19 protein-coding genes and 2 tRNA genes are annotated in these 24,680 nt (G+C 60.7%); 7 read left to right on the top strand and 14 right to left on the bottom strand.

The window, feature by feature from the left end; all coding sequences use genetic code 11:
* The first annotated feature begins 14 nt into the window (after positions 1-14).
* Entirely contained in the window at positions 15-968 is a 954-nt protein-coding gene (locus tag TU73_RS17220; protein ID WP_046069392.1) for a lipoprotein, read from the top strand.
* Positions 969-1,097: 129 nt separating this feature from the next.
* Here the strand turns inward: TU73_RS17220 and dinB are convergent, their stop codons facing one another.
* A complete protein-coding gene (dinB, locus tag TU73_RS17215) occupies positions 1,098-2,156 on the bottom strand; it encodes a DNA polymerase IV (RefSeq protein ID WP_005791058.1) in 1,059 nt (352 codons plus the stop codon).
* 278 nt (positions 2,157-2,434) lie between these two features.
* On the opposite strand from dinB, the gene TU73_RS17210 reads away from it, so the two are divergent.
* The 4 genes from TU73_RS17210 (at position 2,435) to TU73_RS17195 (ending at position 6,966) form a co-directional block, all read left to right on the top strand.
* Positions 2,435-2,511, top strand: a tRNA-Met gene (locus tag TU73_RS17210).
* Between the two features lie 176 nt (positions 2,512-2,687).
* Positions 2,688-2,764, top strand: a tRNA-Met gene (locus tag TU73_RS17205).
* 279 nt (positions 2,765-3,043) lie between these two features.
* Complete coding sequence (gene mprF / locus TU73_RS17200; RefSeq protein ID WP_057013219.1) at positions 3,044-5,686, top strand: bifunctional lysylphosphatidylglycerol flippase/synthetase MprF; 2,643 nt, start codon at positions 3,044-3,046, stop codon at positions 5,684-5,686.
* Positions 5,686-6,966 (top strand): virulence factor family protein, encoded by a 1,281-nt coding sequence (locus tag TU73_RS17195; protein ID WP_057013218.1) that lies wholly within the window; start codon positions 5,686-5,688, stop codon positions 6,964-6,966. The genes mprF and TU73_RS17195 overlap by 1 nt, the downstream gene beginning before the upstream one ends.
* Before the next feature lie 138 nt (positions 6,967-7,104).
* Here TU73_RS17195 and recJ read toward each other — a convergent pair whose 3' ends face one another.
* Both recJ and TU73_RS17185 read right to left on the bottom strand, forming a co-directional pair.
* Positions 7,105-8,814 carry a single-stranded-DNA-specific exonuclease RecJ gene (recJ, locus tag TU73_RS17190; protein ID WP_046069396.1) on the bottom strand — a complete coding sequence of 570 codons (1,710 nt, stop codon included), beginning with the start codon at positions 8,812-8,814 and terminating at the stop codon, positions 7,105-7,107.
* A gap of 157 nt (positions 8,815-8,971) precedes the next feature.
* Positions 8,972-9,514: a YaeQ family protein gene (locus TU73_RS17185; RefSeq protein WP_003193952.1), complete on the bottom strand. Its 543-nt coding sequence runs from the start codon at positions 9,512-9,514 to the stop codon at positions 8,972-8,974.
* Between the two features lie 131 nt (positions 9,515-9,645).
* On the opposite strand from TU73_RS17185, the gene TU73_RS17180 reads away from it, so the two are divergent.
* Positions 9,646-10,845, top strand: coding sequence for a CaiB/BaiF CoA transferase family protein (locus TU73_RS17180; RefSeq protein ID WP_057013217.1), 1,200 nt, complete (start codon positions 9,646-9,648; stop codon positions 10,843-10,845).
* Positions 10,846-11,015: 170 nt separating this feature from the next.
* On the opposite strand, the gene TU73_RS17175 is transcribed toward TU73_RS17180, so the two are convergent.
* On the bottom strand, positions 11,016-11,300 hold the full coding sequence (locus tag TU73_RS17175; protein WP_057013251.1) for a DUF3509 domain-containing protein: 285 nt from the start codon (positions 11,298-11,300) through the stop codon (positions 11,016-11,018).
* Positions 11,301-11,506: 206 nt separating this feature from the next.
* Between TU73_RS17175 and TU73_RS17170 the strand changes: the two genes are divergently transcribed.
* Positions 11,507-12,169, top strand: coding sequence for a response regulator (locus TU73_RS17170; protein ID WP_057013216.1), 663 nt, complete (start codon positions 11,507-11,509; stop codon positions 12,167-12,169).
* Here TU73_RS17170 and TU73_RS17165 read toward each other — a convergent pair.
* The 10 genes from TU73_RS17165 to rpsP all read right to left on the bottom strand — a co-directional run bounded on the left by TU73_RS17165 (position 12,138) and on the right by rpsP (position 24,448).
* Positions 12,138-13,382: an EAL domain-containing response regulator gene (locus TU73_RS17165; protein ID WP_057013215.1), complete on the bottom strand. Its 1,245-nt coding sequence runs from the start codon at positions 13,380-13,382 to the stop codon at positions 12,138-12,140. The genes TU73_RS17170 and TU73_RS17165 overlap by 32 nt on opposite strands.
* 518 nt (positions 13,383-13,900) lie before the next feature.
* Positions 13,901-17,473 (bottom strand): ATP-binding protein, encoded by a 3,573-nt coding sequence (locus TU73_RS17160; protein WP_057013214.1) that lies wholly within the window; start codon positions 17,471-17,473, stop codon positions 13,901-13,903.
* A gap of 169 nt (positions 17,474-17,642) precedes the next feature.
* The gene (gene thrC, locus TU73_RS17155) at positions 17,643-19,052 is read right to left on the bottom strand and encodes a threonine synthase (protein ID WP_057013213.1); all 1,410 of its coding nucleotides are present in this window, start codon (positions 19,050-19,052) and stop codon (positions 17,643-17,645) included.
* A gap of 66 nt (positions 19,053-19,118) precedes the next feature.
* Entirely contained in the window at positions 19,119-20,423 is a 1,305-nt protein-coding gene (locus TU73_RS17150; RefSeq protein WP_003193959.1) for a homoserine dehydrogenase, read from the bottom strand.
* 128 nt (positions 20,424-20,551) lie between these two features.
* The gene (locus TU73_RS17145; RefSeq protein WP_005791088.1) at positions 20,552-21,283 is read right to left on the bottom strand and encodes a thioredoxin fold domain-containing protein; all 732 of its coding nucleotides are present in this window, start codon (positions 21,281-21,283) and stop codon (positions 20,552-20,554) included.
* Between the two features lie 148 nt (positions 21,284-21,431).
* Positions 21,432-22,328, bottom strand: a complete 897-nt coding sequence (gene xerD / locus TU73_RS17140; protein ID WP_003193961.1) for a site-specific tyrosine recombinase XerD — start codon at positions 22,326-22,328, stop codon at positions 21,432-21,434.
* 175 nt (positions 22,329-22,503) lie between these two features.
* Complete coding sequence (gene rplS, locus TU73_RS17135) at positions 22,504-22,854, bottom strand: 50S ribosomal protein L19 (protein WP_003175895.1); 351 nt, start codon at positions 22,852-22,854, stop codon at positions 22,504-22,506.
* Between the two features lie 45 nt (positions 22,855-22,899).
* Positions 22,900-23,673 carry a tRNA (guanosine(37)-N1)-methyltransferase TrmD gene (gene trmD / locus TU73_RS17130; RefSeq protein ID WP_172833430.1) on the bottom strand — a complete coding sequence of 258 codons (774 nt, stop codon included), beginning with the start codon at positions 23,671-23,673 and terminating at the stop codon, positions 22,900-22,902.
* Complete coding sequence (rimM, locus tag TU73_RS17125; RefSeq protein WP_003175898.1) at positions 23,655-24,191, bottom strand: ribosome maturation factor RimM; 537 nt, start codon at positions 24,189-24,191, stop codon at positions 23,655-23,657. Before rimM ends, trmD begins: the two co-directional genes overlap by 19 nt.
* 5 nt (positions 24,192-24,196) lie before the next feature.
* Complete coding sequence (rpsP, locus tag TU73_RS17120; protein WP_003175899.1) at positions 24,197-24,448, bottom strand: 30S ribosomal protein S16; 252 nt, start codon at positions 24,446-24,448, stop codon at positions 24,197-24,199.
* Positions 24,449-24,680 lie beyond the last annotated feature (232 nt).

The following is a 24,680-nucleotide window of genomic DNA, read 5'->3' as shown; positions in this document are numbered from 1 at the left end:
GACCAAGAGACGTCATGTTCAAGCCACACACCAGAGCCCTGGGGGGCGCCGCCTTGTGCGGCGCCCTGCTGGTCAGCGGCTGCGCCAATCAGATGTCGCAACGCAGTGAGCACGAGGAGCGGATCGAGCGCAAGTTGCTTGACCACAGCCTGCAGATCGATGTCGGCGAACCCAAAGTGCTGGAGCTGCCGCAACGTCGGGTTCGCATCCATGAGCAGAAGACCTTCGAAGTCACCGAATTCGAAGTCACCCGTCGTTACGACCGCTACACGCCCTATCAGCCCTGGCGCAAACTCTATGAGATGCCGCTGGGTGCCGTGGCGTTGGTGGCCGGCGTGGGCGCCAACGTGGCGAATATCTTCGCCCTCGGCAACTTGCCCACGAGCGTGACCCGTGACTGGTTGAGCTACGGTGTGGACGGCATCAACCCGTTCATGAACGTGCAATCCCACGGCCGTGCGCAACAGAACCTGGCGGCTATCGATGAAGTCCAGCGCGACAAGCGCCTGGAGTATTCGAGCCTGCCCTGGAGCGAACGCCCGGTACAGGTCACCGCCGGCAAGCAGACCCATGAGCTGACCACCGACCGCAACGGCATACTACGCCTGAACCTGTTGGACAGCCCATTTGCCGAGCAAGACCTGAACCGCGTCACGACCTTGAAGATCAGCGTCGAAGACGGCCAGGATGACGTGCATACGGACTCGACCCTGGCGGTCAGCAACAGCCTGCGCGGCAAATTGCTGGAAGCCCACGGGCTGATCTACGACGACCTGGAAGATGACGAGGTGAACCAGTGGGTACACCGGGTCAAACGCCTGTCGGAACTGGGCCTGGAAGAAGAGGCCAGCGAACTGGAACAAAGCCTGATTGAACTGACGCGCAATGATCCGGAATTGCAGCAGGAGTTTGTGCAGGCGTTGACCAAGGATGCAGGGCGTTTGGTGGCGGATCCCGGCGCACGCTGATCGCTCAACACCTGTGAAAATCAAACTGTGGGAGCTGGCTTGCCTGCAATAGCGGTGTATCAGTTAAAGCATTTGTGACTGACACGCTGCTATCGCAGGCAAGCCAGCTCCCACATTTGTTTCGGGCTGCTACCAGGAAAACTCGAGCTGTTCGTTGCCGCCGCTCAGGTCCAGCAACCGCACCCCAATCCCCAGCAACCGCACCGGCTTGCCCCCGCGATTGAACGCCTGGGTCAGCAACTGTTGATAACTTTCCAGATCCCGCCCTGCCCCGGCCTGTTCCAGCGTCGTCTGGGTAAAGTCATGAAACTTCACTTTGACAAACGGCTTGCCTGCCCGGTAGCTGCTGTCTATGCGCGCCATCCGCCCGGCCAGGGTTTCCATCAGCTCGGGCAGTTTCGCCAGGCAGCTTGAGAGATCCGGCAAGTCCACGTCGTAGGTATTTTCCACACTGATGGATTGTCGACGGCTGTCGTTCTGTACCACGCGGTCATCAATCCCACGGGCAAGGCTCCACAGGCGCTCGCCAAAACTGCCGAATTCGCGCACCAGCGCCAGTTTGTTCCATTCGCGCAATTGCAGGCAGTCTTCGATCCCCAGGCGTGCGAGCTTATCCGCCGTGACCTTGCCGACGCCGTGCAGCTTGCTGACGCGCAACTGCGAGACAAAGTCTTCGACCTGGTCCGGAGTGATCACGAACAGGCCGTTGGGTTTCTTCCAGTCGCTGGCGATCTTGGCCAAAAACTTGTTCGGCGCCACACCGGCAGACACGGTGATATGCAGCTGGTTGGAAACGCGGCGGCGGATATCCTGGGCAATGCGCGTGGCACTGCCGCCAAAATGCGGACTGTCGGAGACGTCAAGGTAGGCTTCATCCAGCGACAACGGCTCGATCAAGTCGGTGTAGTCGCGAAAGATCGTCTGGATTTCCTTCGATGCTTCTTTATAGGCATCCATGCGCGGCTTGACGATGGTCAGGTCCGGGCACAGCTTCAAGGCGTGGCGCGACGACATGGCAGAACGAACACCGTACGCCCGTGCTTCGTAGTTGCAAGTAGCGATCACGCCCCGACGGTCCGCCGAGCCACCCACGGCCAAGGGCTTTTGCGCCAGGCTCGGGTCGTCGCGCATCTCAATGGCGGCGTAGAAGCAATCACAATCGACGTGGATGATTTTGCGCTGCGTCATATAAACGGGGTGTGAACCAACGGGTGGGCAGTATCGCATCCGCACCTGTATATAGCACCAGTAGTTTGATTCTTCCTTCCAAATGGTAGGAAGTTTCCCAGAGGAATTCATTTTCTCAATCGAATTCAGCCTTCCGATAGAGCTGAAAGCCTCGGCCTGACTGGCTCCGAGCGGTTCAGGGTGGCACTTTTAAGAGCTAAGCGATTGAAGCACAAGCGCTTTTATTCGATTCACGGGTTGACACACTCGCGTTCCTCTGTAGAATGCCGACACACAGACGCGGGATGGAGCAGTCTGGTAGCTCGTCGGGCTCATAACCCGAAGGTCGTCGGTTCAAATCCGGCTCCCGCAACCAAACATCAAAAAAGGCTACTCGAAAGAGTGGCCTTTTTTGTGTGCGTCTGTTTTTCCTCCCCCCTCTTACCAAAAACGCGCCAACACCTTGATTTCAGAATAATTCGCACTAATTGGCCCCATCGGCGCATTAACGGTTGACACCCTGCCGCTGGGCTGTAGAATGCCGCCCACAGACGCGGGATGGAGCAGTCTGGTAGCTCGTCGGGCTCATAACCCGAAGGTCGTCGGTTCAAATCCGGCTCCCGCAACCAAACATCAAAAAAGGCTACTCGAAAGAGTGGCCTTTTTTGTATCCGGTGAAAAAGTTCTCCTGAAACAATGACATGGCATCTTTCATGAAACCGTACAGGGTTTGTAGAGTCCATCTCATTGCACGCTAGGCTCAATGCTCAAGCGCTCCCCTCTACGACCAATGGCCGCAGTCGCCCCACCCGGTGATCCGCGTTAATATTTGTAATTATTTTGTCCATAGGGATTGGTAACTTGGCTGGATACCCCCATCCTGTCGCGCACAATCCACGAGGTGATTGATGCGCGCCAACTCGTCTGAACCACAAGACACTGTCACAGCAGAACAACCGATCACGCCCACCCGCTTGCGCTGGCTGGATCTGTTGAGCAAGTACCGACAGCCTATCGGCCTGGCGGTTACGCTGCTGTTGTTTGCTATCGCCCTGATCGCTTGCCGACACCTGCTGCTGGAACTGGATCTCTATGCCCTGCATGACTCGATCCTGGAGGTGCCCAAGCCAGCCCTGCTCGGCGCGTTTGCAGCGGCGGTCGCCGGCTTCGTCATCCTGCTCGGCTATGAATTCTCCGGTGCCCGTTATGCCGGGGTGAAGTTGCCCGCCAAGACCCTGGCCCTGGGTGGCTTCACCGCCTTTGCCATCGGCAACGCCATTGGTTTGTCGATGCTCTCGGGCGGCTCGGTGCGCTACCGTCTATATGCACGGCATGGCATCGGCGCGTCGGAAGTAGCACACATGACCGTGTTCGCCAGCCTGGCCTTGGGCTGTGCCCTGCCGCCATTGGCCGCATTGGCCACCTTGAGCAACCTGCCGGCGGCCTCGACTTACCTGCATCTGCCGCAAGGCCTGCTCGGCGGCATCGCCGGTGCCGTGCTGCTGCTGTCAGCCGCGTTGTGCATCGGTATCTATCGCCGCCGCCTGCCGGAACAGCCCTACCCCGACAACCTGCTGGTCAAGGCCGGTCGCCGTACCCTGCGCCTGCCTGGTCGTCGCCTGACCTTCCTGCAACTGATCATCACCGCACTGGACGTCGCCGCTGCCGCCACCGTCCTTTATATGTTGTTGCCGGAAGCACCGCCCTTCGGTCCGTTCCTGCTGGTGTACCTGCTGGCCCTGGCCGCCGGTGTGCTCAGCCATGTGCCGGGAGGCGTGGGTGTATTCGAAGCGATCCTGCTGGCGGCCTTCGCCGACAAACTCGGTGCCGCGCCCCTGGCTGCCGCCTTGCTGCTGTACCGGATGATCTACGTGGTCTTGCCGCTGTTGATCGCCTGTGTGTTCCTGCTGGTCAACGAGGCCCAGCGTCTATTCCAGACCCAGCAAAGCCTGCGGGTGGCCTCGGGGCTGGCGGCGCCAGTACTGGCCGTACTGGTTTTTTTGTCCGGCGTGGTCCTGCTGTTTTCCGGCGCCACGCCGGAGATCGACTCACGCCTGGAAAACATCGGCTTCCTGATTCCCCACCGCCTGATTGACGCTTCGCACTTTGGTGCCAGCCTGATCGGCGTGTTATGCCTGCTGCTCGCCCAGGGCCTGCGTCGACGCTTGTCGGCGGCATGGATGCTGACCATGGTGTTGCTGCTGGTGGGCGCCCTGCTTTCGCTGCTTAAAGGTTTCGACTGGGAAGAAGCCAGCCTGATGACTATGACTGCGGTGCTGCTGGCGATCTTCCGTCGCTCGTTCTACCGCGCCAGCCGCCTGACCGAATTGCCTTTTTCGCCGCTGTACCTGGTGGCCAGTGTCTGTGTACTCGGCGCTTCGATCTGGTTGCTGCTGTTCGCCTATCAGGACGTGCCCTACAGCCATCAACTGTGGTGGCAGTTCACTCTCGACGCCAACGCCCCACGTGGCTTGCGCTCATTGCTGGGTGCCGCGGTACTGCTGGTAATCGTGTCGCTGACCTGGCTGCTGCGCACTGCACGCCCGGTCATCCACTTGCCGACGCCGGAGGAACTGGAGCGCGCCACCAAGATCCTGATGGCCTCCTCCCAGCCCGACGGCGGCCTGGCGCTGACTGGCGACAAGGCGCTGCTGTTCCACCCCAACGACGAAGCCTTCCTGATGTACGCCCGTCGCGGACGCAGCCTGGTGGCCCTGTACGACCCGATCGGCCCGACCCAACCGCGTGCCGAGATGATCTGGCAGTTCCGTGATCTGTGCGACATCCATCATGCCCGCCCGGTGTTCTATCAGGTCCGTGCCGAGAACCTGCCGTACTACATGGACATCGGCCTCACCGCGATCAAGCTGGGCGAAGAAGCCCGCGTCGACCTGAAACGCTTTGACCTGGAAGCCAAGGGCAAAGAGATGAAGGATTTGCGCTACACCTGGAACCGTGGCACCCGGGACGGCCTGTCCCTGGAAATCTTCGAACCCGGCCAGGCGCCGATGGATGAATTAAAAGTTATCTCCGATGCCTGGCTGACAGGTAAGAATGTGCGGGAAAAAGGCTTCTCCCTGGGCCGTTTCAGCGACGACTACCTCAAGCACTTCCGTATCGCGATCATTCGCTTCGAAGGGCGCCCGGTGGCCTTTGCCAATCTGCTCGAGACCTACAACCATGACTTGGCCAGTCTTGACCTGATGCGTGCCCACCCGGACGCGCCCAAGCTGACCATGGAGTTCATGATGGTGGGCCTGATTCAACATTATAAGAACCACGGCTACGCCCGCTTCAGCCTCGGCATGGTGCCGTTGTCGGGCCTGCAACCGCGGCGTGGCGCACCGTTGACCCAGCGCCTGGGCTCGATGGTGTTCCGTCGTGGCGAGCAACTGTATAACTTTCAAGGTCTGCGCCGCTTCAAAGACAAGTTCCAGCCTGACTGGGAACCCCGTTACATGGCCGTGCCCGCAGGACTTGATCCGCTGGTGGCACTGGCCGATACCGCCGCCCTGATCGCGGGCGGCTTGACTGGATTGGTGAAACGCTGATGATTCGACGCTCCTGGCGGTATGTATTGGCCTTTGTAGTGCTGCTCGCCCTGATCCTGGGTGGCGGCTATTGGTACTGGAACCGCCCTGCCCCACAGCCGATCCTGGAGCAATTGCCCCAGGCCGACGGCTCGGTGATGACCCGCGTGACCCCGGCCAGCACCGCGAAAGCTCGTGTAGCCGTGGCGGTGATGGCTGATGAAACCCTGACCGACAGCCAGCTGATTGCCCTGAGCCAGGGCGGCGCGGCACAGATCATCCAGGTGGTCCTGCCCAAGGCTGATTGCACAGCGCAGGAACGAGCCCTGCAAGGTGCCCTGGCCCAGCTCAAGGGCCCGGCAACGTTGGTCAGCGGCATCGGCCCTGGCGCCGCACTCGCCTGGCGCTGGCTGGCCACCCAGAACGATGACAAGGCCAACGCCATCTCGGTGGGCTTCGCATTGACCCAGGAAGGCTGCAAGGACCCACTGCCGAAAACCGCCGCCCATGGCAACTGGCTGGTGGCGTGGAACGACAACCCTGACGATGAAAGCGCCAGTTTCGTACGCGACACACCGCGTGCCACTACCAGCATCAGCGACTACGACATTCATTACCCGCAAATTCTGAACAACGAGCTGCGCAAGCAACTGGTAGGTTCGGACAACGGCGGCCTGGCCATTCCAGTGGTGGAAGTACCCGCTGGCCAAGCCAAGGACACCGTGACCCTGTTCCTCTCCGGTGACGGCGGCTGGCGCGACCTGGACCGCGACGTGGCCGGCGAGATGGCCAAGATCGGTTACCCGGTGGTCGGCATCGACACCCTGCGCTACTACTGGCAGCACAAGACCCCGGAACAAAGCGCCAAGGACCTCACTGAGCTGATGCAGCATTACCGGCAGAAATGGGGCACCAAGCGTTTCGTGCTCACCGGTTATTCGTTCGGCGCCGATGTACTGCCGGCCATTTACAACCGTATGCCGGAAAACGAACAGCAACGGGTCGACGCAATCATCCTGCTGGCCTTCGCCCGCACCGGCAGCTTTGAAATCGAAGTGGAAGGCTGGCTGGGTAATGCCGGCAAAGAAGCCGCGACCGGCCCGGAAATGGCCAAGCTGCCGCCAGAGAAGGTCGTATGCATCTATGGTGCCGAAGAAGTCGATGAGAGTGGCTGCACCGACAAGACCGCGGTGGGCGAAGCCATGAAGCTGCCGGGCGGGCACCACTTCGATGAAAACTACCCGGCGCTGGCCAAGCGCTTGGTGGATATTATCGTCAAGCATCAGGCCAAGGCCGAATAACTCCAGGGCTGTACACAAAACCAAATGTGGGAGGGGGCTTGCCCCCGATAGCAGAGTGTCAGTCAATGATGTTGTGACTGCCCCACCGCTATCGGGGGCAAGCCCCCTCCCACATTTGCCTTGTGCTGTGGCTGAGATTCAGCGCGGTTCGATGTGGGCAATCATCAGCTGTACGGTTTCATTGCCCCGAAACTCATTCACATCCAGCTTGTAAGCCAACTCCACCCAACGCACAGTCGGGTTCGGCCACACCTCGCGGTCCACGCCGAAGGCGATGCCATCAAGCTTCACTGACCCGCATTCGCTCTTGAGCACCACCTTCAGGTGCCGCTCCCCCACTACCCGCTGCTCCACCAACTGGAACACCCCGTGAAACAACGGCTCGGGAAAGTGCTGCCCCCATGGGCCGGCATGGCGCAGGGCACGGGCCAGTTCCAGGTGGAACTCTTCCACGGCCAAGGTGCCGTCGGAGAGCAGGCGGCCGGTGAGGTCTTCTTCACGCAGTTGCCGACGCACTTCGGCATCGAAGGCTTCGGCAAACAGCGGGAAGTTCGCTTCGGGCAAGGTCAGCCCCGCCGCCATGGCGTGGCCGCCGTACTTGGTAATCAGGTTGGGATGCTGGCTGGCAACGACCGCCAGTGCATCGCGGATATGAAAGCCCTGCACCGAACGCCCAGAGCCCTTGAGCAGGCCATCGCCTGCATCGGCGAAAGCGATGGTCGGGCGGAAATAGCGCTCCTTCATGCGCGACGCGAGGATGCCGATCACCCCTTGGTGCCATTCCGGGTCGAACAGGCACAAGCCGTACGGCATCGACTCCACCGGCAAGTCCTTGAGCTGGGCCAGGGCCTCGCGCTGCATACCTTGCTCGATGGATTTGCGATCCTGGTTCATGCCGTCCAGTTGCGCGGCCATTTCCCGTGCGGCGGCAACGTCGGTAGTGAGCAGGCATTCGATGCCCAGGCTCATATCATCCAGGCGCCCGGCCGCATTCAGACGCGGGCCGAGGATAAAACCCAGGTCGGTGGAGGTGATGCGGGCATGGTCGCGCTTGGCTACTTCGAGGATCGCCTTGATCCCGGGCCGCGCTCGACCGGCACGGATACGCTCCAGGCCCTGATGGACGAGGATGCGGTTGTTGGCGTCCAGCGGCACTACGTCAGCGACGCTGCCCAGGGCCACCAGGTCGAGCAGCTCACCGATGTTCGGCTGTGGGCTGTTGTCATACCAGCCCAGGCTGCGCAAACGCGCACGCAGGGCCATCAGCACGTAGAAAATCACCCCGACCCCGGCCAGGGCCTTGCTGGGAAACCCGCAGCCCGGCTGGTTCGGATTGACGATGGCGTCCGCCGCCGGCAGTTCATCGCCCGGTAAGTGGTGGTCGGTCACCAGCACTTTCAATCCCGCCGCCTTTGCCGCCGCCACGCCTTCGACGCTGGAGATACCGTTGTCCACGGTAATCAGCAATTGCGGCTCGCGTTGCAGCGCCACCGCGACAATCTCCGGGGTCAGGCCATAGCCGTATTCGAAGCGGTTGGGCACCAGGTAGTCGACATGGGCCGCCCCGAGCAAACGCAGGCCCAGGGTGCCCACGGTGCTCGCCGTGGCGCCATCGGCGTCGAAGTCACCGACGATCAGGATGCGCTGACGCTGCTCCAGGGCCGTCACCAACAAGTCCACCGCCGCATCGATGCCCTTGAGCTGCTGGTAGGGAATCAACCGCGCCAGGCTCTTGTCCAGCTCGGCTTCCGATTGCACCCCGCGTGCGGCGTAGAGACGGGTCAACAGCGGCGGCAATTCACCGAGGAAGGGCAGGACGGCGGGCAATGGGCGGGGATCGATACGCATGGGGTGACGGGCGCTTCTCTTCTAATACATCGGTTAAACACAGATATTGAACGCAACAAAGATCAAATGTGGGAGCTGGCTTGCCTGCGATGCATACGACTCGGTACATCAGACACACCGAGTGGATGCCGTCGCAGGCAAGCCAGCTCCCACCTTTTCAACCACGCTCGCCAACCAGCCATTGCAGTTGCACTTCATGCTGGCCACGGTCGTCGGTCACGAAGATCGTGCCTTCGCTGATCATCACGTCCCACTTGATCACCCGCGGCATGTCCTTGGCCAGGGTCTCGAGCACTTCCTGGGGCACGGCGGCAATGTGCACATTTTTCAGGTTGTTGGCCACCGGCACCACCTTGCCTTCCCAAACACGCAGGCTGCCATAGGCCAGCAGGCTGGTGCGTTCGGTGCGGCGCGAGCACCAGGTCAGGCGATCGGCATCCGGCTGACCGACTTCGATCCAGTGCAAAACCCGATCATCCAGGCTTTTTTCCCACAGGGCCGGCTCGTCTACATCTGACAGGCCACGCCCGAACGCCAACTGCTCGTTGTACCAAAGGGCGTAGGCCAGCAGACGCACGGTCATGCGCTCTTCGGTTTCCGAAGGGTGGCGGGCGATGGTCTGTTTGACGCTCTCATACACCGAGCGGTCGAGGTCGGTGAGGTTGAGTTCGAATTTGTAGGTCGTGGACGGCTGGGCCATGAACGGGCTTCTAGAGACAGGGAAAGGTGGCCAGTCTAACCGATGGCGGGGTCATTCAACGAATCTGCGCTGTATCTGCTCACCTATGTTAAAAAGCAAGACACCTCCGTCCCGTGCTTGTAAGGATCCCCATGTCGCTTAATGCCAAACCCCTTGCCGGTCTGAAAGTCATCGAACTGGGCACATTGATCGCTGGCCCATTCGCGTCGCGGATCTGCGCTGAGTTCGGTGCCGAGGTGATCAAGGTCGAATCGCCGGACGGCGGTGACCCACTGCGCAAATGGCGCAAGCTGTATGAGGGCACCTCGTTGTGGTGGTTCGTGCAGGCGCGTAACAAGCAGTCGCTGACCCTCAACCTCAAGCATCCCGATGGCCTGGCGATCCTCAAGCAACTGCTGGCCGACGCCGACATCCTGATCGAAAACTTCCGCCCCGGCGTGCTGGAAAAACTCGGCCTGAGCTGGGAAACCCTGCACGCATTGAACCCCAAGCTGGTGATGGTGCGCCTCTCGGGCTTCGGCCAGACCGGGCCGATGAAGGATCAGCCCGGGTTTGGCGCGGTGGGCGAGTCCATGGGGGGCTTGCGCTATATCACCGGCTTCGAGGACCGCCCGCCCGTGCGTACCGGGATCTCCATCGGCGACTCGATTGCCGCGTTGTGGGCGGTGATCGGTGCGTTGATGGCGCTGCGTCATCGCGAAGTCAACGGCGGCCTGGGCCAAGTGGTGGATGTAGCGCTGTATGAAGCCATCTTCGCCATGATGGAAAGCATGATCCCCGAGTTCGACGTCTTCGGGTTTATTCGCGAACGCACCGGCAACATCATGCCTGGTATCACGCCGTCCTCGATCCACACCAGCGCGGACGGCAAGCATGTGCAGATCGGCGCCAATGGCGATGCGATCTTCAAACGCTTCATGGCCACCATCGGACGTGACGACTTGGCGGATGACCCGCAGTTGGCCAGCAATGACGGGCGTGACCTGCGCCGCGACGAGCTGTACGGCGTGATCGACCGCTGGGTCAATTCGCTGCCGCTGGACCAGGTGGTTGAGCAACTGAACAAGGCCGAGGTGCCCGCCAGCCGCATCTACAGCGCCGAAGACATGCTGGGCGACCCGCAATTCCTGGCCCGGGAAATGTTCCTCAAGGCGCAGCTTCCAGGCGGCAAGGACTTCAAGATGCCGGGCATCGTGCCCAAGCTCTCGGATACACCGGGCAGCTGCGAATGGGTCGGCCCGCAATTGGGTGAGCACAACAGCGTGGTGCTCAATGCCCTGGGCTACGACGCGGCGGCTATTACCCGCCTGCGTGAAAATGGCGCGATCTGAGAATCGCAGGCAAAAAGAAACCCCGAGCAGTGGGGAGACAACTCGGGGTTAAACGCGGCCTTAAAAAGGCCCGTACAGCAAGCGGCAAACACCGGAGCACAATGATTGCTCTTGCTGTTACCAACTCTGACTGACCGCCCCGCAGGAAGGTTCCGAAGAAAAATAATGTTTCATGCCAGTGCGCCGCCACGGGTCTGGGCGGCGTTGCGCAAGGCTGCAATGACGGAGGGTTCCAGACGCCCTTCGGCAATCTTCAGGTCGCGAAGCAGGCAATCCACCACGTCTACCAAGGCGCGCTTATCGGTCAATTGCCCACGGTCGACTTCACGTTCAACCACAATGGCGCCACCGGGATTCTTCACGGTTACCAGGCAGTCGTCCCGCACACCAGAAGTGGTCAGCGTAACCTGATAGGGGCTCAGTGCCGCACTGAGCAATAGGTTGATACTTTCCATCTCGATCACCACTCAATCATTCGAAAAGGTTCGAAAAACAAAAATGTCACGAAGATGCTGACATTCAAGTGACCCGTGCTCAAAGCAGAAAGTTCGACCTTTTGTGTAATCCGCTGCTTGAGGGAAACGAGCATGCGCGGAAAACATGACAGAGAAAAAACAACCGCTCACAGGCTAGAATCCCTGGATTATCCCGGGAGCCTGCCTTGAGAGCCGCGTCTGAAACACCTTTGCGCGTCGTCATTGCCGACGATCATCCGATTTTCCTGATTGGCCTGCGCGCCGTGCTCGAGCGTGACCCGCACCTCAGCATCGTCGGCGAGGCGAACTCACCCCAGGCTCTCAGTGCGTTGCTGCAACACTGTGCCTGCGATGTGCTGGTGACCGACTTCATGATGCCCGCCGAACCCGAGGCCGACGGGTTGCGCCTGATCGAGCAACTGCGCCGGCACCATCCGAACCTGCCCGTTGTGGTGGTGACCATGCTCAATAACGCCGGGCTGTTTCATTCCATCCTGGCGTTGGGCGTCATGGGCCTGCTGAGCAAGGCCAGCCTGGCCGATGAACTGCCGCAGGCGATCCGCCAGGTACGCCAGCAACGCACCTATGTGGCCCAGACCATTCGCCAGGCGCTGAGCCTGGCCGGGGAAGTCGGCGCTGATCGCCTGCATTCCCAGGAACAGCTGTCACCCCGGGAGCTGGAAGTGATTCGCCTGTTGGCCAGTGGCATGACCGTAGGCGCGATCGCCGCACACCTGCATCGCAGCAAGCAGACCGTCAGTGCGCAAAAAGTCAGCGCCATGCGCAAGCTGGGGCTGGGCAACGATGCCGCGCTGTTTATTTATGTGCAGGAACACGGGCTGGCCTAGCCTGGAACGCGATCCATTGCTTGAGCGCCTCGGCGTCCATCGGCCGGGCAATGAAGCAGCCTTGCAGCCACGCCGTTCCCAGTTCACCCACGGCGTGATAATCGGCGGCAGTTTCCACGCCAGTGACCACCACAGCGATGTTCAGCCGCTTGGCCATGCTCATGGCACCGGCCACCACCGCGGCCTTGCGATCGTCATTGGCCATCCCGCAGGCAAAGGCCGGGGGGATTTTCAGCTCGGTGAAAGGCAGCTCCAGCAAATGTTGCAAGCTGGTGCCGCCCATGCCGAAATCGCCGATGGACAACTGGCAGCCCAACATGCGCAGGCGCAACAAACCAGTGACATGCGCGCTGTCGGTTTTCAACGTTGAGGTTTCCACCAGCTCCAGGGTCAGGCTGTGTGCGGGCACGCCGTGAAGTTGCAGCAAGCCTTGCAGCACCTGGGGAAAGTGCGCACGCTCGAGCATGCGCCCAGGAATGTTCACCGCCACCGGCAGCACTTGGCCGGTCTCGCCCATGACCCGGTTCGCGAGGCCGAGCGCCTGTTCCAGCACGTGCCAGGTAAAGGCCTCCTCCATGCCGGCAAACTCGAGCACCGGCAGGAATTCATCGGGCAGCAGCAGCTCGCCTTCCGATAACTGCCAACGCGCCAGCGCCTCTACACCTTGCAACACACCGGCCTGGCTGACGATGGGCTGGTACCAGACCCTGCCACACGCCGCGATGGTGGCCTGGCTGACATCCGCCGACGGCGGCAACTGCTCCCTGTCGCTCAAACCGAGCAACTGACGCACAGGCTCCCAGGACAATACCGCTGGTCCCGGACGCAAGTGCGCCTGGCAATCGACCAAGACTTGCCCGATCAACGTTGCCGAGGCTGGTTTGGGCAGGCACGCCAATACCTTGAGTCCCAGCTGCCGTGCCATATTCGCCACGCCTTCCAACACATCAGGCTCGGCATTACTGAGCAGGACCAGCACTTGGGCCAGACGGCGCTCGGCCAATTCGCGGATCAGCTCCAGGCTATCACCCTGCTCCAGGTACAGATCGCAAATGGCGATATCCACCGGGCCTTTGCTGTCCAGGGACTGGCGGGCGGTTTCGACCGTTTCCGCGGCCCGTACATTGAACACGCCGTTGGCATTGAGCATCTGGTGCAGGGCCATCAGTTGAAACGGGTTGTCTTCGAGGATCAGGACGTTCAGGGATCGCATGGGTAAGGGTGTCGGTACAGGGAAAGTCCTGCACAGTAGTCATATGCTGCGGTGTGCCACATAGGACGTGTCCTAAAAGCTTGCTTAAATGTGGGAGGGGCAAGCCTTGTCGGTCAAGCGCAGATCTCCTGTGGGAGCTGGCTTGCCTGCGAAGGCGGTGTGGTGCCGAGTAGTGGGGCAAGAGCCTTTTGGTTACTTTTGGGGGGCCGTTCATGTAAAAGCGGAACCGATAGCAGCCATTACCGCAGGAACGGATATGTACGCGGTCTGATCCGAGAGCCTGGTCGGCTTTCAGGCCGCCTTCGCAGGCAAGCCAGCTCCCACATTGGATCGCGGGGCATCAGTTAGATCAGCGTCGGCTGCCAGGCCGTCTTCGCGGGAGCAAGCTCCCTCACCACAGGCCCTGCGTCACATTAAAGTTGTATAGATACTTATGGCTATCGCAGGCAGGCCAGCTCCCACAGGGAATCTTCGTTGCCTTGAGCATTGCGCTCGCTTAGCTGATCGGCATTAGGGTGTCAGGCATCCAGATAGGGTTGCAGGTCGCGACGAAACGCCTTGAGCACCTCGGACAAGCGCAACCAGGGTGCTTCAAGCTCGGCGCCGCGCTGTTCACGGGCGCACTGCTCAAGGGCTACGCAGGCCTTGGCCAGTGGCAGGGCATCCACCAGCGAGCAAATGCCCTTGAGCCGATGCAGCGCCGCATTCAAGCGCGCAACGTCACGCTCGGCCAGGGCGCTCGCCAATACCTCATGTTCGTGGTCCAGGCTCTTCGCCAGTTCCTGCAACATGCTGCGCAGCACCGGCCCGTCGGCCTGGGTCATGGTGCGCAAGGCCTGGATGTCGAACGACCGCTGCGACGCCACGCGGGCCAGCACACGGGTCCAGTGCTCCAGGGTCACCGGCTTGACCAGCAGCTCATCCATGCCGGCCTCCTCGCAGCGTTGTAGCTCATTGTTCATGGCGTTCGCGGTACAACCGATCACGGCGCAACGAGACCGTTGTTGCCCGGCTTCGATGCGCCGGATCGCCTCGCTCAAGGCATACCCGGACATGCCCGGCATCTGGCAATCGGTCACCAGCACGTCGAAATGTTGCTCACGCCAACGTTGCAACGCGGCGTCGGCTGAATCCAGGGCAATCACCTGATGCCCGAGGAACTGCAACTGCTGGGCCAGCACCAGGCGATTAGCCGCCAGGTCATCGACCACCAGCACCGAGAGGCTGCACCCCATGGGCGGCAACGTTGCGGTCGGCGTCGCCGGCAGATCATCGGTGCTGACCCGATCCAGGCGCAGGTCAATGCACACCACCGTGCCCTCGCCCACCACGCTGTCGAGGTGAATGCGCCCGTCCATCAACTCCACCAGTTGCTTGCAGATACTCAGGCCCAACCCGGTGCCGCCATGTTCCGCCGCGGTCAACGCGCTCACCTGGGTAAACGGCTTGAACACACGCGGCTGCTGCTCGGCGCTGATCCCCGGGCCGCTGTCCTCGACGCAAAGGTGCAGATACTCGGCTTCGTTCTCATCGCGCTGGCAACTGACACTGAGGCGAACCCCGCCCCGCTCGGTAAACTTCAACGCGTTGCCCAGCAGGTTGTGCATGACCTGGCGCAAGCGCAGCGGGTCGAACCAGTAATAGCCCTGGGCGGCCGGATCAAATGCCAGGGTCAAATGCAGGCCCTTTTTTTGTGCCGTGGCTTCGAACAGGCGCTGGATGCCTTCAAAAAAGCCCTTCAACTCGACGGTCTGCGGAACCAGTTGCAGGTGACCGGCCTCGATCTTGGCCAGGTCCAGGCTATCGCCCATCAAGGCGATCAGCTCCCGTGCCGAACGATGGGCCACCTGCAGCGTTTCAGACACCGGCTGGCCGCTTGCCAGGCAGCGCTCTTGTTCCAGCTCGAGCAAACCAATGATGGCGGTCATGGGTGTACGAATCTCGTGGCTCAAGGAGGAGAGAAACGCACTTTTGGCGTAGTTCGCTTCGTCGGCGGCCTGGCGGGCATCCATCAGTTGGTGCTCCAGGTCTTTGCGTTCGCTGATATCGATCCAACCGCCCAGCAGCCCCTGCAAGCGGCCCTGGGCGTCGAAGAAGGGCACGGTCCACTGGTAGACGTGAATGCTGCCGCCGTTGAACTCCAGCTGCCGGTCGACAAATAACGGCTGCTGCGTGGCCAGTTGCTCCATGTGGCCTGCGTGCAGGCGCGCCGCCGTAGCCTCGGGCATGACCCCGCTCTCCATCAGCGTCAGGCCCTGGATCAACTCCAGCCGGGTCGCCAGTTGCTGTTCATAACTTTTGTTACAGGTCATCAGCCGCCCGGCCAGGTCGCGGACGAACAGCGGGTTGGGCATGCCATCGAGCAAGGCGCGCTTGAACGCCAATTGGTCATTGAGGCGCTGCTCGGCTTCCAGCCGCTGGCGGATCTGGCGCTTGAGCCGGCTGTTCCACACCAGCGACACGAGGACAAACAGCAGCGCCGTGGCCATCGTCCAATAAGCCCATGACGGCACCCGTTGCCAGGCCGGCAGCGGAATCGCCACGGCGCCGATCCAACGCAGGCGCAACGCGCTCAACTCGGCTACGGGCAAGGCCTCCAGGGCTTTGTTCAGGATGCTCAACAGCTCAGGCTGATCCTTGCGCACCGACAGACAGTTTGACGACCACTTGCCATCGACACTGCGGCCGATCCGCAAGCCGTCCTCGGTATAACTCTGCACCTCCACTTCGGTCTGCACAGTGGCGGCCGCTTCACCCCGTTGCACCAACTCACGGGCCTGGGCGTAATTGTCCACCAGGCGCAGCTTGATCCGGGGGTACATCTGGCGGATATCACTCTCCAGCACATGGCGCGCCGGCAGCGCCAGGACCTTGCCCTCCAACTGTTTCAAACCGGTCAGCGGCGTGGCATCGGCGCGTTCGACAAACACCCAGCCGGAGCCGCCAAAACCATGACTGAAGTCGAGCAACGCCCTGCGTTCCTGATTCGCCGCCAGGGTGGTGTTCATCTGCGCCCTGCCCGTTTCCAGCCATTGCAGGGTTTGCGCGGTGGAATGCACTTCTTCGATGACAAACTGCAAACCGGTCATGCGCGAAATACGATGCAACAGGTCTACGTTCAAGCCCACCCAGTGACCGTCCTTGTCCTTGAATATGTAGGGCGACATCTGTTGGGCCACTACCACGACATGGGGATGCTGCAATAACCAGGTGCGTTCCGAGGCCGACAGCTCAACACGCTCGCCGCTGAAACCGACGCCGAGCCCGGTGGTCCAGCGTGCGAGGATTTCGCGCTGCACCGACTCGTCGATACTCGCCAGGGCGCGGTTCATCATCGCCCCCAGCAACGGCTCGGCCGCGCGGGTGGCGAAGGCAAAGCCGATGGGGGCCAGCCGGCTCTGCTCCTTGATCTGCAAGCCCAGATAAGGCCGCAGCGACTTATAGGCCCGAACAATCACTTCATTGCCGATAAACGCATCGGCATCGCCTTGCTTGAGTGCTTCCAGGCCGCTGTAAAGGTTGGGCGCAAGCATGATGTGGCTATCGGGATAGGCCGCCTGCACGTTATGCACATTGGCGTAGCCGTCGAGCAACACCACTTTCTTGCCCACCAGGTCGTCGTCTTGAAACTCGTCACGACGCAACACCACCACGGATTGATCGGGCATATAGTCCTGGGTGAACTGCAACCCGGGGACATCACGCTCATAACCATTGGCGCTGGTCAGGATATCGATGGCCCCACTGCGCAGCGCCTCAACCGCCTGGGCCCGTTCGGCAAAACCCAGCACCTGCATGGGCATCTGCAACCGAGCACCGACCAGGCTCAGGTAATCGGCACTGATACCCTGGTAGCGATTGCGGTCGCGGGTGATATCGATCGGCTGATAGTCATCAATGGAAATGCCCACCTTCAAGCTCCGATGCGTCGCCAGCCACTTCTGTTCGGCGGGCGCCAGGGGCAACGGCTCAAGGGGGATAAATGCCGGCACCAGTTTGAAGGGCAGGCTGACGGCCGCCAGGCCTGCCGGTATTTGGGTGAGCCACAGCATGCACATCAGCCGCCATGTCCATTGGATCAAAACCTGCACCGATTTAGCTTCCTTGATTAGGCGAAGGGACAAGTATGGCTCGCCAAAATAAAAAAGCCCGTCACGAGGACGGGCTTGGCCGACTGCAAAAAAGCTGATTGTTGCCCCACCGCGTCTTGGGTGGATGGGCAGCAGAAGATGCCCATCGGCCTTCAGGCGGCCCTGTTGATCAGAGCGGCTTGCCGCGATTACCGTGCTGGCTGACAAACGCCTGCACTGCCTTCAGGTCGTTAGCCAGCACGGTGCAGCGCTCTTCACGCTCGAACAGGTCGGCCAAGTGCTCCGGCAACTCCAAGGCCTTGCCAACACCGGCCTTCTCCACCGCTTCGGGGAACTTGACCGGGTGGGCAGTGCCGAGGATCACCATCGGGATGTCCAGGCTGCGGCGGCATTCGCGGGCGGCCTTCACACCGATGGCCGTGTGCGGGTCGAGCACTTCGCCGGTCTGGGCATAGACCTCAGCAATGGTTTCGCAGGTCTGCGCATCGTCCACGGCCAGGGAGTCGAACAGCTTGCGGGTTTCGGTCCAACGTTCCTCATCAACGCTGAAACCGCCACCTTGCTTGAAGCTGCCCATCAGTTCGGCCAGGGCCGCGCCGTTGCGACCGTGCATGTCGAACAGCAGGCGTTCGAAGTTCGACGACACCATGATGTCCATGGACGGCGACAGCGTGGCGTGCAGGGTTTGCTTGACGTACTGGTTGCCGCTCATGAAGCGGTGCAGGATGTCGTTGCGATTGGTGGCGACGATCAGCTGGTTGATCGGCAGGCCCATGTTGCGCGCCAGGTAACCGGCGAAGATGTCGCCGAAGTTGCCGGTGGGCACCGAGAACGACACCGAACGCGCCGGGCCGCCCAACTGCAGGGAGGCGTGGAAGTAGTAGACGATCTGGGCCATGATCCGCGCCCAGTTGATCGAGTTCACCGCCACCAGGCGTGTGCCCTTGAGGAAGCTCTGGTCAGCGAAGCTGTTCTTGACCATTTCCTGGCAATCATCGAAGTTGCCTTCGATGGCGATGTTATGGATGTTCTCGCCAAAGATGGTGGTCATCTGGCGACGCTGCACTTCGGAAACACGCTTGTGCGGGTGCAGGATGAAGATGTCGACGTTCTCGCAGTGCTTGCACCCTTCGATGGCCGCCGAGCCGGTATCGCCGGAGGTGGCGCCGATGATCACCACGCGCTCGCCACGTTTTTCCAGCACGTAGTCGAGCAGGCGACCGAGCAATTGCAGGGCAAAGTCCTTGAACGCCAGGGTCGGGCCGTGGAACAGCTCCAGTACCCACTCATTGCCGTTCAGTTGGCGCAGGGGCGCGATGGCGTTGTGGGAAAACACGCCATAGGTTTCTTCCAGAATCTTCTTGAAGTCCGCATCCGGAATGCTGCCGGTGACGAACGGACGCATCACCCGGAATGCCAGCTCGTGATACGGCAGGCCGGCCCAGGAGGCGATTTCTTCCTGGGTGAAGCGTGGCAGGTTTTCCGGCACGTACAGGCCGCCGTCGGTGGCAAGGCCTGCCAGCAGGACGTCTTCGAAATTCAGGGCCGGTGCCTGGCCGCGGGTGCTGATGTAACGCATGACTGGCTCCTCTAAAACATTCTCGAACAGAGGCCGCCAAACAGTCGGGGCCCCTGGAACAATCGGTTAGTTCAGGTGTTCGACGCGAATACGCACCACCGGGCCAACCACACCTTGCAGGGCTTCCAGGGCGTGGATGGCATCGTTGATATGCTGCTCGAGCACGCGGTGGGTCAGCAGGATCATCGGCACCTGGCCGTTTTGCTCCTCGACTTCCTTCTGCATGATCGACTCGATGTTGATACCACGCTCCGACAGGATGCTCGCCACCTGGGCCAGCACGCCGGGATGGTCCTGGGCCTGGATACGCAGGTAGTAGGCGCTTTCGCAGGCTTCGATCGGCAGGATCGGGTGGGCCGACAGCGAGTCCGGCTGGAAGGCCAGGTGCGGTACGCGGTTTTCCGGGTCGCTGGTCATGGCGCGGACCACGTCCACCAGGTCGGCGATCACCGACGAGGCGGTCGGCTCCATGCCGGCGCCGGCACCGTAGAACAGGGTGGAGCCGGCGGCGTCGCCATTGACCATCACCGCGTTCATCACGCCATTGACGTTGGCGATCAGGCGGTCGGCCGGGATCAGCGTCGGGTGCACACGCAACTCGATGCCTGCCGGGGTGCTGCGCGCCACGCCGAGGTGCTTGATGCGGTAGCCCAGGGCTTCGGCGTAGTTCACGTCGGCAGTGGTCAGCTTGGTGATGCCTTCGGTGTAGGCCTTGTCGAACTGCAGCGGGATACCAAAGGCAATGGAGGCCAGGATGGTCAGCTTGTGCGCTGCGTCGATGCCTTCCACGTCAAAGGTCGGGTCAGCTTCGGCGTAACCCAGGGCCTGGGCTTCGGCCAGTACGTCTTCGAAGGTACGGCCCTTCTCGCGCATTTCGGTGAGGATGAAGTTACCGGTGCCGTTGATGATGCCGGCCACCCAGTTGATACGGTTGGCAGACAGGCCTTCACGGATCGCCTTGATCACCGGGATACCACCAGCTACGGCGGCTTCGAACGCGACGATCACGCCCTTTTCGCGGGCCTTGGCGAAGATCTCGTTGCCGTGCACGGCGATCAGCGCCTTGTTGGCGGTGACCACGTGCTTGCCGTTCTCGATGGCCTTGAGCACCAGCTCGCGGGCCACGGTGTAGCCGCCTACCAGCTCGATAACGATATCGATCTCAGGGTTGGTGGCCACGGCGAACACATCGTTGGTAATCGCAATACCGGTCGTTTCGAACTGAGGCTTTGGCGAACGCGTGGCAATCTGCGCCACTTCAATCCCGCGACCTGCGCGGCGGGAAATTTCTTCAGCATTACGCTGAAGTACGTTGAAGGTACCGCCACCGACGGTCCCTAACCCACAGATGCCTACTTTGACCGGTTTCACTGAAGAACTCCCCATGAAACGGCCGACTCAAGGTCGGCCGTGAAAACAGCCGCGCAACTGCGGCTCTCAATTAATGACCCGTCGACGGTTCGCCGGGTCATGATCGTCAAAGGCTCGACGACTAATGCTTACTTGGCACCCAGTGCCAGTTTGGCAACTTGCGGCGCCGGCTGGTAGCCCGGAATCACCTGGCCGTCGGCCAAAACGATAGCCGGTGTACCGTTCACACCAATGGACTGGCCAAGGGCGAACTGCTTGGAAACCGGGTTGGCGCATTTGGCCGACTTGATTTCCTTGCCATCGACCATCTTGTCCATGGCCGCCTTCTTGTCAGCCGAGCACCATACAGCCTGCAACTGCTCGTCACCCGGCGAACCCAGGCCCTGGCGTGGGAAGGCGACATAGCGCACTTCCACGCCCAGCTTGTTCAATGCCGGGATTTCAGCGTGCAGCTTGTGGCAGTACGGGCAGGTGGTGTCGGTGAACACGGTGATGTGGGTCTTGGTTTCGCCAATGGCGGGGTAAACCACGGTTTCTGCCACCGGGATGCCGTTGATCAGCTTGGACACGCCCAGGCGCTCGGCTTTCTCGGTCAGGTTGACCGGCTTGCCGTCCTTGAGCTGGAACAGGTAGCCCTGGACGATGTACTGGCCGTCGGCACTGGCGTACAGCACACGGCTACCCTTGAGCTTGACTTCATACAGGCCGGCCATAGGGCTGGCGCTGATGCTTTCGATCGGGGTGTCGAGCGCCAGGTTGGCCAGGCTCTTGCGAATGGTCTGCTCGGCCGCATCATCGGCGACCGCAAAGGTGGAAACCAACGCAATGGCTGCGGCGGCAATAATCTGGGTCAAGCGCATGGGAACTCCTGAAGGCAGAGGCAGGGACGGGAGCAGAATACTGATCTGGAACACAACGGGTGCCGTCCCCTTCGCGAACCGGCAAAGCCTACCACAGTTGGGCGGGAGGGCAGACCGCGACAGCTAAAATGGGCCATTTCCGACGGTTTTATCCGCGCGGGTGGTGCTTGGCGTGCATGTCCTGCAAACGTGCGCGTGCCACATGGGTGTAGATCTGGGTTGTGGATAAGTCGCTGTGCCCAAGCAGCATTTGCACCACGCGCAAATCCGCGCCGTGGTTGAGCAAGTGGGTGGCGAACGCATGGCGCAAGGTATGGGGCGACAACGCCTTGCCGATCCCGGCCACTTTGGCCTGGTGCTTGATGCGGTGCCAGAAGGTCTGGCGCGTCATCTGCTCGCCGCGCAGGCTGGGAAACAGCACATCGCTGGGGCGCCCGCCGAGCAGCTCGTGGCGCGCATCGCGCATGTAGCGCTCGACCCACACAATCGCCTCCTCGCCCATCGGCACCAGCCGTTCCTTGCTGCCCTTGCCCATCACCCGCAGCACGCCCTGACGCAGGTTGACTTGCTCCAGGGTCAGGCTGATCAGCTCGGTCACCCGCAGGCCGCAGGCGTACAACACTTCCAGCATGGCGCGGTCGCGTTGGCCGATGGCTTCGCTCAGGTCCGGGGCGGCGAGCAAAGCATCCACGTCGGCTTCCGACAAGGATTTGGGTAACGGCCTACCGAGTTGCGGCATGTCGATTTGCAGGGTCGGATCGACGGCGATGAGCTTTTCCCGCAGCAGGTAGCGATAAAAGCCACGCACGCCGGACAGGAATCGCGCCGTGGAGCGCGGCTTGTAGTTCTGCTCCAGACGCCAGGCCAGGTGATCGAGAATCAGCTCGCGGCCGGCGTTGATCAGTTCCAGGTTTTTCTCCTGCAGCCAGCCGTTGAACAGCGCCAGGTCGCTGCGGTAAGCCTGGCGTGTGTTGTCTGACAGGCCTTTTTCCAGCCAGAGGGCGTCGAGGAAGCGGTCGATCAGGGGATGGTCGATGGCGGGCATGGGGGGCTCAGGCTGATGACGGTGATGTCCGGTAGATCCTATCGCAGGCAAGCCAGCTCCCACACGGATTTGTGTCGCGCGTACGATCGTTCCCACGCTCTGCGTGGGAACGATCAAATTTCAGGCACAAAAAAGCAGCCCGTAGGCTGCTTTCTTCTGCATCGGGAAGCTGGACTTAAGCCAGTTTTTCCTTGATGCGAGCTGCTTTACCGGACAGGTCACGCAGGTAGTACAGCTTGGCTTTACGTACGTCACCGCGACGCTTGACGGCCATGCTGTCGATTTGCGGGCTGTAGGTCTGGAAGGTACGCTCTACGCCAACACCGTTGGAGATTTTACGAACAGTGAAAGCACTGTTCACACCACGGTTACGCTTGGCGATTACCACGCCTTCGAACGCTTGCAGACGCGAACGGTCGCCTTCCTTCACTTTCACCTGAACGACAATGGTGTCGCCCGGGGCAAAGGTAGGGATCTCTTTGGTCATCTGCTCTGCTTCGAGTGCAAGGATGATTTTGTTAGTCATGCTGTGCTCCTAAGGTAAGTCAATGGACCTACCATCGATACGTTGTTAACTATCGTCCCGCGCGAGGATGTATTCCTCGAGCAGCTTCTTCTCTTCTCCAGAAAGCGAGCGGCTTTCCAGAAGATCGGCGCGTCGTTCATAGGTCCGACCAAGGGACTGCTGTAAACGCCAACGCCGGATGTGTGCGTGATTGCCACTTAGCAATACGTCGGGAACACGCTGATCCGCATACACCTCCGGTCGGGTGTAGTGCGGGCAATCCAGCAAACCATCCGTGAAGGAATCTTCCTCCGCAGAGTCCACATGCCCTAAAGCTCCAGGCAGCAGTCGTGTAACCGCATCTATCAGGACCATTGCCGGCAGCTCGCCGCCTGACAATACATAGTCCCCAATCGACCACTCTTCATCGACATGAGCTTCAATAAAACGCTCGTCAATGCCTTCATAGCGACCGGCAATCAGGATCAAACTTTCCTCATTCGCCAGTTCGCGTACCGCCGCCTGTTTCAGCTGACGGCCTTGAGGGGACAGGTAAATCACCTTCGCCTTCTCCCCGGCGGCGGCCTTGGCCTGAACCAACGCATCTTCCAGGGGCTTGATCTTCATCACCATGCCCGGGCCACCGCCAAATGGGCGATCGTCCACAGTGTGATGTCGATCCGTCGTGTAGTCTCGCGGGTTCCAACAGGTAAGCTGCAACAGCCCCTGTTTCACCGCCCGACTGGTGATGCCGTACTCGCTGATGGCGGAAAACATCTCGGGAAACAAACTGATCACTTCAATGCGCAAATTAGCCACGCCTAGAAGTCCGCGTCCCATTCCACCTTCATCTCGCCCGCTGCCAGGTCGACGGCCAACACGCATTGCTCGGTATAGGGCAACAGGCGTTCGCGATCATCCAGGCTGCCAGCGCAAGGCTTGACCACCATTACATCATTGGCGCCGGTTTCCAGAAGATGGTCGATTTTCCCCAGCAATTGCCCGAGTTGATCGATAACCTTCAGACCTTCGAGCTGGTACCAGTAGTACTCGCCGTCGGTCAATTCAGGGAACAGGTTGCGCGGCACGCAGATCTCATAACCGGCCAGAAGACGAGCTTCTTCACGATCATCAAGACCCTTGAGCTTCGCGACCAGGAACTTATCGCTCCCGCGTCCACTGACCAGCTCAACCTGTTTCACACTACCCTCGCGCTTGAGCGTCCAAGTCTTGTACTGCAACAGGTTTTCAGTCGGATCAGTAAAGGAATACACCTTCACTTCGCCGCGAACGCCATGAACAGAGTAAATCTTGCCGATAACGATCAAATCATCAGCAACAGCTGGCGTCGCGTTCATATTGCTCAGGCTGCGGCCTTAGCCGAGTCCTTCAACAGTTTTGCAACGCGCTCGGATGGCTGTGCGCCAACGCTCAGCCAGTAGGCTACGCGCTCTTGGTTCACGGACAGACGAACTTCTTGACCACGAGCAACAGGGTTGAAGAAACCAACCTGTTCCTTGTGCGAACCGTCGCGCGGGTTGCGGCTGTCGGTTACGGTCAAGTGGTAAAACGGGCGCTTTTTGGAGCCGCCAAGGGCAAGACGGATTGTTAGCATGTGAACATCGTTCCTGTAGTCGGTGCTGCAAATCTAAATGCACAGCGGGCATAGGTGCCCGAAAGGCCGCATATTCTAAGGAATATCCGGACTTTTGCAAATGTCTTTTTCTGGCGCCTAGTCAGCGTGCCACTCAGATCTGCTATAGAGCCGTCGGTTAAAACGGCGAGTCAGCCCCCGCCAACGGCGGGTTTGCTGGAGATCCCACATCCCTGTGGGTCGGAGCAGGAGT

It is taken from the genome of Pseudomonas libanensis, from assembly GCF_001439685.1.
Taxonomy (GTDB): Bacteria; Pseudomonadota; Gammaproteobacteria; order Pseudomonadales; family Pseudomonadaceae; genus Aquipseudomonas; species Aquipseudomonas libanensis.
The sequence above is the reverse complement of the archived record's forward strand: the minus strand, read 5'-3'. Positions and strand labels throughout refer to the sequence as shown.